This is a genomic window from Glutamicibacter sp. BW77, from assembly GCF_002332285.1.
Lineage (GTDB): Bacteria > Actinomycetota > Actinomycetes > Actinomycetales > Micrococcaceae > Glutamicibacter > Glutamicibacter bergerei.
This window is the reverse complement of sequence record NZ_NRGT01000007.1, coordinates 13999-26323: the sequence shown is the minus strand read 5'-3', so window position 1 is coordinate 26323 and position 12325 is coordinate 13999. Positions and strand designations below refer to the sequence as shown.

11 protein-coding genes are annotated in these 12325 nt (G+C 57.8%); 6 read left to right on the top strand and 5 right to left on the bottom strand.

The genetic code is table 11. From position 1 onward, the window contains the following. Nucleotides 1-129 precede the first annotated feature (129 nt). Entirely contained in the window at nucleotides 130-642 is a 513-nt protein-coding gene (locus CIK74_RS00605; protein WP_141392818.1) for a hypothetical protein, read from the top strand. 17 nt (nucleotides 643-659) lie between these two features. On the opposite strand, the gene CIK74_RS00600 is transcribed toward CIK74_RS00605, so the two are convergent. Continuing rightward, nucleotides 660-2081: an HNH endonuclease signature motif containing protein gene (locus CIK74_RS00600; RefSeq protein ID WP_096253772.1), complete on the bottom strand. Its 1422-nt coding sequence runs from the start codon at nucleotides 2079-2081 to the stop codon at nucleotides 660-662. A 158-nt stretch (nucleotides 2082-2239) separates the two neighbouring features. Here CIK74_RS00600 and CIK74_RS00595 point away from each other — a divergent pair, with 158 nt between their 5' ends. After that, nucleotides 2240-2635 carry a VOC family protein gene (locus CIK74_RS00595; protein WP_096253771.1) on the top strand — a complete coding sequence of 132 codons (396 nt, stop codon included), beginning with the start codon at nucleotides 2240-2242 and terminating at the stop codon, nucleotides 2633-2635. 83 nt (nucleotides 2636-2718) lie between these two features. Then, a complete protein-coding gene (locus CIK74_RS00590; protein ID WP_096253770.1) occupies nucleotides 2719-3753 on the top strand; it encodes a DUF1648 domain-containing protein in 1035 nt (344 codons plus the stop codon). Between the two features lie 23 nt (nucleotides 3754-3776). On the opposite strand, the gene CIK74_RS00585 is transcribed toward CIK74_RS00590, so the two are convergent. Both CIK74_RS00585 and CIK74_RS00580 read right to left on the bottom strand, forming a co-directional pair. Continuing rightward, entirely contained in the window at nucleotides 3777-5786 is a 2010-nt protein-coding gene (locus CIK74_RS00585; protein WP_343251912.1) for an acyl-CoA dehydrogenase, read from the bottom strand. An 11-nt stretch (nucleotides 5787-5797) separates the two neighbouring features. Further along, the gene (locus tag CIK74_RS00580; protein ID WP_096253768.1) at nucleotides 5798-6478 is read right to left on the bottom strand and encodes a TetR/AcrR family transcriptional regulator; all 681 of its coding nucleotides are present in this window, start codon (nucleotides 6476-6478) and stop codon (nucleotides 5798-5800) included. A 64-nt stretch (nucleotides 6479-6542) separates the two neighbouring features. Here CIK74_RS00580 and CIK74_RS00575 point away from each other — a divergent pair, with 64 nt between their 5' ends. From CIK74_RS00575 to CIK74_RS00565, 3 genes are read left to right on the top strand one after another with little or no spacing between them, the layout of a single operon-like run. Further along, nucleotides 6543-7838, top strand: coding sequence for an acetyl-CoA C-acetyltransferase (locus CIK74_RS00575; RefSeq protein WP_096253767.1), 1296 nt, complete (start codon nucleotides 6543-6545; stop codon nucleotides 7836-7838). Continuing rightward, nucleotides 7839-9176, top strand: coding sequence for a 3-oxoacyl-ACP reductase (locus CIK74_RS00570; RefSeq protein WP_096253766.1), 1338 nt, complete (start codon nucleotides 7839-7841; stop codon nucleotides 9174-9176). It begins immediately after the preceding gene. Then, nucleotides 9177-10034 carry a MaoC family dehydratase gene (locus CIK74_RS00565; protein ID WP_096253765.1) on the top strand — a complete coding sequence of 286 codons (858 nt, stop codon included), beginning with the start codon at nucleotides 9177-9179 and terminating at the stop codon, nucleotides 10032-10034. A gap of 40 nt (nucleotides 10035-10074) precedes the next feature. Here CIK74_RS00565 and CIK74_RS00560 read toward each other — a convergent pair whose 3' ends face one another. Together CIK74_RS00560 and CIK74_RS00555 are read right to left on the bottom strand one after the other, a co-directional pair. Beyond that, nucleotides 10075-11013, bottom strand: coding sequence for a COX15/CtaA family protein (locus tag CIK74_RS00560; RefSeq protein ID WP_096253764.1), 939 nt, complete (start codon nucleotides 11011-11013; stop codon nucleotides 10075-10077). A 7-nt stretch (nucleotides 11014-11020) separates the two neighbouring features. Beyond that, nucleotides 11021-12226 carry a glycosyltransferase gene (locus tag CIK74_RS00555; protein ID WP_096253763.1) on the bottom strand — a complete coding sequence of 402 codons (1206 nt, stop codon included), beginning with the start codon at nucleotides 12224-12226 and terminating at the stop codon, nucleotides 11021-11023. Nucleotides 12227-12325: the final 99 nt, after the last annotated feature.

The window sequence follows — 12325 nt, the reverse complement described above, 5'->3', positions numbered from 1 at the left end:
CGTCAGATGGATGCAAGATTTATAGAATCGCGGATTTGCTAGCAAACTCTTTTTCACTCAGGTAGTCTAAAGCGTGGTGTTCGATCGAGTTTATGGTTTCATCTGAAGAACAAGAGGAAGGGAGAAAAAATGCCAAGTAGCGCAAATGAAAAGTTGAGTTGCCCTGCTGGTACTCGTCGCCTTTTTCTTGTTGCTCCAGTCTTGGCCCTTGTATTGACCTTTATGGGCTATTGGTTGGCCAGACCTTTTATCCCTGGACACGTTGCAATCCACATGGGACCCGATGGTGTCGGCTATGGATCCGCATTCCGCATGCTGATGGTTTGCGCAGTTATCGCCGCGGTGGCTTTTGTTGTTGGCGGAATAACAGCGCGAGGATTTTTAGTCGCGGGCCACTGGTACCAGGTAGAAAAGGCCATCGTGATTAGCGTTGAAGCTTTCGCCTATGCAGTGCTCGGTGTTGGGCTGGGCTCGGTTCTGAGCACCCTGGGTGTGGAATCAAACGGCACCAGTTCCCAAAGCGTGGGCTTGGGGCTTTTGTCGTTCGTAATCGTCTTTATTCTTGCCTCGATCATTTACGTCGTGGCACTTCCCAAGGGACGATTTGAAGAACTCCAGGCTCGACAACAACCGACGGATTAACATTCAGTAGTGTTTTCCTACTTGCGGGGCTGTTCATTCGCCTGCGGGTCAGCCTCGCGCACAATGCCCGTGGCAGGTGGAGCCAGTGAACGATACGTTCGTCCATCTCCCGTGTTGATCACGATGGAATGCGGAATGGAATAATCTACTTTTTCGTACCAACCCGGCAACTCTTTGGCCAAGTTGCAAAAGCGACATCTGTAGGACGAATTATGTACCGAGGTTGGTCCGTTCGGATGGCGTTGCACCACGTGGTCAATTTCTTCAGGAACACCGTCACAGTAAGGCGTCATGCAATGGGAATCTCGAATTCGGATGAACTCTTTTAGCGACTCAGGGAATTCACGAGCCTTTGAATCCATAGCGATGAGGTCTTGATTACCGGGTGCGGTGTAGATCCTTTGAATTTCCGGGAAAGTGAAAATTCTGCGGTTCAATTCATCGTCTTTCAGCGTCAGGTGGAATGGATCTTCGAGGTCCACCTTCGCTCCAGCGACTAACTCACGAGCATACTGCGCCGGTATGATTCCGTAGCCCGGCAGGTTTGCCGGCTCATGGCTGCCTGCAAACAGTGTCTTATCGGTCATGATGAGTTTGACGTCCAAGAACAGCGGAACCTTCGGCGGAAAACCTTCCAATTGACTGCAGATGAGCATGTCTGCCTGGAGCTGTTGCTTGGTGCGTGGGTCGTTGCCCATGCGGAAGATTGCCTTGGCGCGTTTTTTGATCGACTTGGCTAAGGCTATGCCTTCGGCCAAGGGCAGCTTCGCACTGAGCATCACACAGTCCTTGCTCTTGCGGAAGCGGACATAACGTTTCGCGGCTTCATCTTCAATCTTGACGGCCTTTTCACTGCTTTGAAATCGCTCGGTGAATTTTCGAACGAGGTCGCTGATGGCCCGCACCCCAAGATTCTCAAACATATCCGTGTGATCAGCGAAAATCGCATCAAATTCACGACGGCCATTCGCGTCAACTTCTTCAAGTGGTTCGGTAATGGCTTTGATCTGGCGCTCGGTCAGATGCCCATGGGCAAAACAATCGAAGAGGTTCGCGGTGTCTTCGAGGAGGATCCGGCAGGCTCTTAGGTAACTACAGGCCCCATTGGTGCTTTGCCGACGATTGATGGCAATAGCCGCTGCGGCGCCACGTTCACTTTGGTATATGTGCACCCCGCGGTCCTCATTTTCACGGACAACTTGCTTCTCGTAAAAGTAAGCCATTCTGGCTTGCTTGGCACTAAAGCTGGCCTTGCGACGTTCAGTCTCGTTAATATACTGGGCGAGTAAAGAATTATCATGAAGAGCGATGGCATCGTCGATGCCGTCATCTATAGCTTGCTCGCTGAGCTCGGTGTAATCGAGCGCCACGGATGTAGGTGGTCTCGTTGGCGGCGGAGCTTCGAACTCCTTGTCAGGACTAGCTTCTTCTTCGTACATAGTTTCACTTTACGCCGTTGTACCGACGTTTTAGGCTCGCAGGAACCGTTTGTGGATAAGTGGGTATATTCTTTTTATACTCAGGTCAGCCGGGTGATCACGAAAAACCTGCCTGGTAAATTTGGCGTAAATCATCAATTGACAGGATGGTACGTAAAATGTTTTTGCATCATGTACAGCTTTCGATGGGATCAGGAAAAGAAACGCTTGCTCGCAGCTTTTACGTAGGGGCCTTAGGCCTCACCGAGGTGCCCAAACCGCCGTCGCTACAGCAGCGCGGCGGGTGCTGGTTTCGAGCGTTCGAAGGCGAACAGGTGGTCGCTGAAGTGCATCTTGGTGTTGATCAAAACTTTGTCCCGAGCGGCAAGGCGCATCCGGCATTTCTAGTCAAGAATATTGCCACATTGGAAGCGATGGCCCGGCGGATTGAATCGGGTGGGCATGAACTGTCTTGGGTGGAGCGGCATAGCTTTGAGGGTTACCAGCGGTTCCACTGCCGTGACCCGTTTGGCAATAGGATCGAAATCCTTGCACGTGGTCTCAATAATAATTAAATAGAACACCTCTGATTTGGTAAGCTTAAATCAGGTAGGTAGAAATTTTATGCCACATTTGGGAACTTTCACGAGAGGGTGTCGTGTCCGAAGAGGACCAGAGATATAACCGCAATTGGATCATCGGCATTATCAGTGGATTGCTGATTCTTGCCCTGTTGGCAGGCGCCTGGATGGTTATGGTCAAGGACCAGCTGCCGGCGGAACTCGCGACGCACTGGAATGGCCGCGGCGAGGTAGACGGTTATGATTCCCTCTTAGGTCACGTGCTGACGATGACCTTTTTCTCTGTGTTTGTTGCCGGGGCTATCGGATGCGCGGCGATCATGACCCGCGCTCAGTCGATCATGCTGGCCCGGATTGGTCTCGGATTCGCGGTGGTGCTTGGACTAATGATCAATGGTTTGAGCCTTGCTTTGGTCGTGGGCCAATTGGGGATGGGCTCTGCCCAGTTCGCTTCCGTGCACGGGCTGACACTTGCTGTATCTTTGACCGGATCCGCACTGTTGGGCCTATTAGTATTCTTCGCCTACCGTCCGCGGGAGGTGATGCACGAACAATCACACGAGATAATCGCCGCGGATTTGGAAGCTAACGACCCAGCCTCTGCTGTGGCGCTTAGCCAGGCACAGCGCGCGCAGCTCGACGAGGTATCGCAGGTGACGCTGACAGTGCCCGGGATGCGCTGGTTGATTGCCGCAGTTGCGATACTACTGATGCTGATCGGTTGGTACGCCGACCAATTCGTGGTGATTTTCGGCGCGCTGGCCGGCGGCCTGTGCTACTGGTTCTTCTTTGCTGGAGCTTTTGAAGTCGACGGACAAGGCACACGGATTGTGGCTTCCAGATGCTTTAAGGTCATGAAGCTTCAGTACTCGGATATCAAAGCCGTGCACGTGAAAGACGTAAGGGCCTTGGAATACGGTGGGTGGGGCTACCGCTCGGACATCTCGCATAAGGGGTTTTTGACCGGCAATGGGCCGGCCGTCGTCATCGATATGGGCTACTACCAACAGCAGATCATCTCGATGCCGGACGTAGCCACGGCCAGCCAGATTTGTGCGCTCATCAACGCTTATCGACTACTTGAGACGACCAAGGCCGCGACCACCAAGTAGGTAGCCGCGGCCCTGAAGCGAACTTACGCCTTGGACTTCTTCAACGACTTCTCGCTGACCGGAGCATTGTCACTGGCCCGTAGCTTGCGGAAGTACTCCATGGCCTCATCTTGGCGGGTGGCCTCGATACCGGTGGAGATCTCCGCGCGCAGATGCTCCTGAGTGTAGCCAAACGCGTCAACCAGATCCTGAGCATGGGGGCGCAGGCGGTCTAGCAGACGATTGAGGTAACCCGGGAGGGTGCGCGCACGCTGCATGGACAGTCGGCCGTGGGCCAAGAACCAGCCCAGATCATCTTCGATCAAGCTCAGTGCGAAGACATCACGCAACCAGGTCAACACCTCGGCGGTAGTTGGATCCTCAACCTTGGTCAGCGCCGCCGTGAAAGCTTCCCAGCGCAACAGCTGCCCGTGATCACGAGCGGCCGAGATCAGCAGGTCTTGATTCTCGTTGAAAGCCTTGGCGCCCTTGACTTTATCCTTGCCTGCCGCGCGTAAAGCGTTTGCCACCTCTGCAACTTTGGCGTTGACCCGGTCGGTCAACAGCTCGCGCTGGTTCGCCGGATCCTTGAAGAAGTTTGCGCTCTTACGCTCATCGGAGACATCGACGAAGGCCTGGCCCACGCTGCGCAACCCCGAACGGTAGAGCGCTGTGGTGCCGACCTGCTTGGCCACGTAACGGGCCATCGCCCCGGTATCTAGCTTGCGGAACTCTGCCGCGTAATCGGTGAGCAGGCGTTTGCCCACCAGCTGCAAGAGCACATTGTTATCCCCTTCGAAGGTCACGTACACATCCAGATCCTGGTAGAGCTGGGTGAAGCGATTCTTGGCGATGTAACCCGAACCGCCGCAGGCTTCGCGTGATTCTTGGATGGTGTCTAACGCGTCCCAGGTGCTCAACGGCTTCAACGCCGCGGCCAGGGTTTCTAGATCTTGACGATCCTCGTCGGTGTCTTCGCGGCCGGAGAAGACCGCGTCAAACTTCGAGAGCAGTTCATCGTGTGCAAAGGACGCGGCGTAGGTGCGTGCCATCCGGGTGATCAGCCGACGCTGATGACGCTGGTAATCCAAGATCGTGGTTTCTTCGGTATCTGAGACGCTGTTGAACTGGCGACGCTGGTTGCCGTAAGTTACGGCGATCTGCAGGGCCATCTTCGAGGCGCCAGTTGCTGCGCCGTCGAGTGAGACTCGACCCTGGACCAGGGTGCCGAGCATCGTGAAGAAGCGTCGGCCGGGGGAGGAGATCGGGGAGCTGTAGCTGCCATCGGCGGCCACATCGCCGTAGCGGTTGAGCAGGTTGGTGCGTGGGATGCGCACGTTGGTGAAGTGCAAACGGCCGTTGTCGATACCGTTCAGTCCGCCCTTAAGCCCGTCATCCTCGCCTCCGACACCTTCAACGAAGCTACCGTCTTCATTGCGGATCGGCACGTAGAAACAGTGCACGCCGTGGTTTACCCCGTTGGTGATCAGCTGCGCGAAGACCGTCGCTGCGGTGCCGTGCAACGCGGCGTTGCCCAAGAATTCTTTCCAGGCAGCGGCGAAGGGCGTGTGGATGACAAACTCTTCGGTTTCCGGGTCATAGGTGGCGGTGGTCGCTACCGCAGCCACGTCGGAGCCGTGGCCGATCTCGGTCATGGCAAACGCGCCAGGTACATCCAGGTTCATTGCGCCCGGCAGCCACTTGGCGTGGTGTTCTTCGGTGCCTAGGTGCATGATGGCACCGGCAAAAAGACCCCACTGCACGCCGGCTTTGATCTGCAGCGAAGGGTCCGCGGCGACAAGTTCCACGAACGCGGCGATGGAGCCTCCGTGGTCATCGAGCCCCCCAAACTTCTTCGGGAATGCGCGCTGTACCGCTTTTTGATCAACTAAGACCTTCAGCTGGCGCAGCACCTGTTCGCGGTGTTCATCCATGGACCACGCAGGGTCACGCTGCAACTGCGGGTCGGCGGCGCGAGCACGCGAAGCCTTGCGGATTTCTGCGTAGGGGCCAAGGAGCTGTTCGGCCAGGGCTTTAACGTTGATGCTGTTCATTTGTTTGCCTTTCATGCGCTGCGTTGGGTGGTGGAGATGCCGTGGGTGAGCCAAGAGCTGAGGGCCTGGGCCATTTCATTCAAAGTTGCTTTGTCTTCGCCTTCGGGCTGGCGCAACCAGATTTCTCCGGCGGAGCGGATCATCCCGAGGGCCGCGCGTGGCCACAATCCGGTGGCCTTGGAGGCACTGTGCGTATTGCCGGCCAGATGTGCGGTTAGCCGCTCATTCATCAATGCGGTGACCTCGTCGAAGAAGGCATTGAGTACTCCCAGGGAGCCGGTTGCCGTGCGATCTGGTGCGGTGAGCACGTCCGGGGCTTGGGCGGTGACAAAAAAGTAAAGGTTCGGACTGCCCTTGGCTAGCTCCAGGTAGGCGGTAACCATTGCGCGTAGCGCCCCGGCTTCGTCTCCCTCGGCCAGGCCCGCGGCGATGATCGAATCGCGGAAGTCTGTGATAACCACCGCGCCGAGCGCTTGGCGCAACCCTTCCTTATCTCCGAAATAGCGGTAGTAGACCGGTTTGGAGGTTTTGGCGTGCGCGGCGATGTCTTCCATGGACACCTGCGGGCCCAGCTTATGTACCGCTTTGCGGGCGAGCTTGAGCAGCTCGGTATGGCGTTGGCTGCGATGCGCCTGCCAGCGGGCCGAACGACCATCGGTGACCGCATCGTTATCTTGGGTGATCTTGTTCACGTAACTTAGAGTATCATGTACTGTTGGTTACAGTAATACTTCTCACAACCCTAGGAGTTCTTCCATGGCCGATCAGCCAGTGCGCCACGCGGTAATCATCGGTGGCAACCGTATTCCCTTTGGCCGGTCAAACACCGCCTACGTGAACGTCTCCAATCAGGACATGTTCACCGCCGCGCTGGAAGGCCTGGTAGCCCGCTTTGGCCTGCAGGGACAGCGCATCGGCGCGGTCTCCGGCGGCGCGGTACTCAAACACTCCAAGGACTTTAACCTGATGCGCGAGTGCGTACTGGGTAGCTCATTGGACGCGGCTACTCCGGCGTACGACGTACAGATGGCTTGCGCCACCGGCATGGAAGCCATCGGTTCGCTGGCAAATAAGATCAAGCTCGGCCAGCTCGACTCGGCCATCGGCGGTGGCGTGGATACCACCAGTGACGCGCCAATTGTGGTCTCCGAGCCATTGCGCGCTATCCTGCTGGAACTTTCGCGGGCGCGCAGCACCAAGGCCAAGCTCAGCGCCTTGGCGAAGATCCGCCCGGCACACCTAGCACCCAGCGCTCCGGGCACCGGTGAACCACGCACCGGGATGTCAATGGGTGAACACCAAGCCATCACCACCCATGCCTGGGGCATCACCCGCGAAGCCCAAGACGAACTAGCGTTGGCCAGCCACAAAAATCTTGCAGCCGCCTATGACCGTGGTTTCTTCGATGATTTGATCACCGCGTTTAACGGGCTAGCCAAGGATAATAACCTGCGCGCCGATTCCTCCATGGACAAGCTGGCAAAGCTTAAGCCAGCCTTCGGCAAGTCGCTGGGGGAGCAGGCCACGATGACCGCTGCGAACTCCACCCCGCTGACCGATGGCGCCTCGGCAGTGCTTTTGGGTAGCGAGGCTTACGCTCAGGAAAACGATCTGCCGATGTTGGCGAACTTTGTAGACTTCGAAGCTGCCGCGGTGGACTTTGTCCACGGTAGCGAAGGACTACTGATGGCTCCTGCCTACGCCACCGCCCGACTGCTCAAGCGCAATAACCTCAGCTTCGAAGATTTTGACTTCTTCGAGATCCACGAGGCCTTTGCCGGCACCGTGCTAGCCACGCTGAAGGCGTGGGAGTCCGAAGAGTTCTGCCGCGAAAAGCTGGGACTAGACGAACCACTAGGCACCGTGGACCGCGCCAAGCTCAACGTGAATGGTTCCTCGCTGGCCGCTGGCCACCCATTCGCCGCCACCGGCGGACGACTGATCGCCAGCACCGCAAAAATGTTGCATGAAAAGGGTTCGGGCCGCGCACTGATCTCCGTGTGTGCCGCCGGTGGTCAGGGTGTTGTTGCAATCTTGGAGGCACGAAAGTAAATGGCTGATAAGTACCTAGAACTAGTGAACAGTGGGATGACCAAGAAGCTTGCGAAGCTGCTTGGACTTCCACGCCCACCGCGCCTGCGCCGCTACGGGGTAGACACCCCGCTGCTTCCCGGTCCGGTATTGGTCTTAGGCACCTCCGCCCGTGCCCAGGAACTCAGCGACATCATGGTCTCTTGGGGATTGGATGTGCGCCGTCACGATGCGGGGCAGAGCAAACTAGGTGGGCTGGTATTGCTACTCGATGAGCTGAGCCATCCCGAACAGCTCTCCGCCCTGATGCTTGCCACCGGTGCTGCCTTGCGCAAACTAGTGCCCGGAGCCCGGGTGGTTTCCGTCTCCAAGCCGGCGTTGGCTAACGATGAGCCTGCGGTCGCCGCGGTCCGCCAAGGCATTGATGGCGCGATGCGTTCCTTGGGACGCGAAATGCGCGGTGGAGCCACCGCCAACGGCATCGTCTTAGCTGGTGACACCAGCATTGTCAGCCCGAGCGCACTGGGAGCGCTACGCTTCTTCTTCTCCGGGCGCAGCGCATACGTGGATGGTCAATTTTTGACCGTCCGCACCGAAGCTGGAGAACTTCCCGATGACTTCCGGGCACCACTGGCCGGTAAGGTCGCAGTCGTCACCGGCGCCGCCCGTGGTATCGGCGCGGAGATTGCCCGCACCCTGGCCCGTGACGGTGCCAAGGTGGTCTTAGTTGACATGCCGCAGGCGGGCGACGCGCTCGCAAAGGTGGCAAATCAGGTCGGTGGCACTACGCTGCAGCTAGATGTCACCGCCAAGGATGCCGGCGCACGCATCATGGATCACGCGCTCACCCGACACGGCTCGCTGGATTTGGTAGTACACAACGCCGGAATCACCCGGGACAAGTTACTGGCAAATATGGATGCCGCCCGTTGGGATTCGGTCATCGCGGTTAATATCGCCTCACAGCTGCGCATGAATGAAGTCTTTTTGGCCGCAAAAATCCCAGGACTTCGCGTCGTCTGCCTGGCATCGACCTCCGGCATTGCCGGTAACCGCGGGCAGACAAATTACGCCGCCAGTAAGGGAGGCGTCATCGGCATGGTGCGAGCCAGCGCCGCACTATTCGCCGAAAGCGGTGGCTCGATCACCGCCGTGGCACCGGGCTTTATCGAAACCGAGATGACCGCAAAGATCCCGCTGGGCACTCGAACCGTGGCACGCTTGGTGTTGCCTTCGCTCATGCAGGGTGGCTTGCCGGTAGATGTCGCCGAGGCGATTGGATTCCTTGGCTCTGACGCTGCCGCCGGCCTCAACGGCCAGACACTGCGTGTCTGCGGTCAGTCGCTAGTGGGTGCCTAAATGGGTGCCGAAGTAGTTTCCGCGATCCCCTCGATGGGATCGGTTTATGCGCGGGCGGTCAAAACGCTGAACCGTAAGAGTAAGAACCCGGTGTTGCCCAAGGTGACGCTGGTCTTCCAAGGGGCTCAAGCCGACCGGGAAAAACTCGGAGAATTCCGCCGCGCGGTCAAAGCGCCGGCCAACGGTAAACTGCCTAGCCTCTACGTACATTCGCTGGCGTTCCCGCTGGCGATGTCCTTGATGCTACGCGAAGATTTTCCGCTGCCGTTGCTGGGCATGATTCACCTAACCAACCAGGTGGACGTCGCCGAGCCGCTGGGGGACGCCGAGTTATTTGACGTGGAAGTGAACGCCGAGAACTTAGTGGCACACCCCAAGGGGGTCTGCTGCGATCTGCTGGTAAAGATTGTGGTGGACGGGCAAACCCGAATGTTGTTGCGCAGCACCTTCCTGGCTAAAGGCGTCAAAATTGATGGCCAAACGCCGCCGAGTGTGGAGCATAGTGAGTTTAGTGCGCCGCAGCGCACCGCACAATGGAAACTGGGAGCAGGTGCTGGACGGGCATGGGCTTCCGTGGCCGGGGACTACAACCCGATTCACCTCAGTGCACTCAGCGCGAAGGCGCTAGGAATGCCTCGGGCCATTGCCCACGGTATTTATTTGGCGGCTCGCGCGCTGGCAGGAATTGAACCGGCTAGCGGAAACTATTCGTGGCGCATTGAATTTAAAACTCCGGTGCTACTGCCGGCCACCGTAGATCTGGGATTTGAAGCGACCAGCCAGGGGTACAAAGTGCAAGGGTGGAACCCGCGCAAGCTCAAACCACACTTTGAGCTGGACCTGACCCGCAAAGACTAAAATTTAGTGGTCCGTAGCAATTAGCTACGGACCACTAAATTTATACGGCCATTGCGGGGATTCGTGTTGTAGCGTGATGGCTTCCTTCGGCCGCCAAAAGTACGCGGACGGCGCCAATCCAGACCAATGCCGAACCGACTAGATGCAAAACGACCATCAGCTCGGGCAGGTGAGTTAGGGACTGAATGATTCCCAGAGCTCCTTGGCCTAGAAAAACGAGAATAAAAAGCAAGGTCTTGTCTGCGAGGAGCTTCTCGCCGGCCCGCTTCGCACGGCACCATAAGCCGACTGCCAAGCTGAACGCCGCCAGCGCCGCGGCACCATGGATCAGGGTGACCCAAATCCAGGAGAACGGCATGCGCGGAACGTCGGCCGAATCGCCGGCGTGAGGGCCTGTACCGGTAACCACGGTTCCCAGAATGACCAGCACCGCGGTCATGGCCAGAAGCCAGCGGGCGAGCACGCGTGAATTCCGCGAACCGGCGGGCAGCTGCGGCTTATCGAGGTTCTGACTTTTCTGCCAGGTGATGGCCGCGGCAGTGAGCAGCCCGGTAGCCGCCAGGAAGTGCCCAGCCACCACATACGGATTCAGATCGACCCAGACGGTGATGCCACCAATGACGGCGTTCAAAACCACAAACCAGAACTGCATCCAAGCCCAACGGGTCACCTCCGGAGCCTGCCTGCGTTGCAAGCGAGCGGTAATAATTACCCAGCCCACCACGACGCATAATCCAACGGTCAGCAGTCGATTGACGAACTCGATAATGGCATGCAATCCCATCTGCGCACTCGGTGCTACTGACCCGCCCGCGCAGGTGGGCCAGTCAGGGCAACCGAGCCCCGAGCCAGTAACGCGGACTACACCGCCGCCAAGAATGATCAAGATCGCTGCAATCAGCGCAGCGAGTGATGCGATACGAAGTGAGCGACGTTCTAGTGGGAAACGATGTGCCAGCCAGGTAAAGGGGGTACGCATGTGAGCCTTAGAGCTGTTGCGATGGTGTCGGGGCCGGGGTGCTCGCCATGCGATAGCTGGCTAGCGAAGTCACAGCTGCCCGTTCCCAAGTGAACTCACCACTATGTTCAAGCGCTGCGTGCCCAGCCTGGGTGACCATCGCAGGATTGCGCGCGAGTGTCAGTAGCTGTTGTGCCCAAAGATGGGGAGAACAATCTTCCATCAACCAGCCCGATTCACCGTCGTTGACCGCGTAGGCTAATCCGCCCACATGATTGGCGAGCACCGGGGTGCCGCAAGCCTGTGCTTCGGCGGCAACCAGCCCAAAGGTTTCAGACAGTGAGGGGACCGCCACCACATCGGCGTTGGCGAAGACCGCGGCAAGCTGTGCGGGTTGTAGCGGACCGAAGAAGGTTAATACATCGGCGACTAAGTGTTTTTCGGCAAGAGCCGGCAGGTCGTATTCGGCGGAACCAGAATTTGCACCGAACAGTGACGCGGTGATCTTCAGCGTGGGGTCCTCTGCGCGTGCCAGTGCGATCGCCTCGATCAGTACGTGGGCGCCCTTGAGCCGTTGGAACCGTCCGGCATAGACCACATGAAGGTCGTCCTCGCCCAGGGGGCGGCGCAGTTTGTCTTGCTCGGGGTGGAAAATCTTGTGGTCGACTCCCGGCAGCACCACATCGAGCTTTTCCTTGTCTACACAGTAGAACCGGGCCAGCCCCCTGGCCTCGACCGGCGTATTGGCGATGATGCGCGAAGCCCCTGCTAGCAGGCGTCGTTCGGCATCCTTGCGTGCTTCGGGCTCGGGGATGCCGGATTCAAATTCCTTCGCCGCCGCGGAGGTATGGAGCGAAACAACCAAGGGGATGCGCCATGCTTCGGCTAGTTGTAGTCCGACCATTCCAGAAAGCCAATAGTGGCCGTGGATGATGTCGATGTTCAGGCTGTCCATATGTTCCTCGAGCAGGGAAGCGGCTTCATCGATAATGCCCGGCAGTTCTTCTTTGGACAACTGGATCCCTGGACGCATCTGTACCTGATGCATGAAAACCCGTGGGCCGACTTCACTGGTCATCGAAGCTTGTGCGGTGCGGGTGAACATGTGAACCTCGTGGCCCAGAGCGCCCAAGGCTATGGAGAGGTTGCGAATGTAAACGTTCATGCCGCCAGCATCTCCGGACCCGGGTTGTTCCATGGGCGAGGTGTGCAGGGAAAGCATGGCGATACGCATTGGGTCTCCAAGACTGGCGGCAAATCGGCCGTGATGTTAGATGCTGGCCGTCATTGATCCTACCAAGTTAGAGATGGAACTAGCGCCAATAAAAGGTCA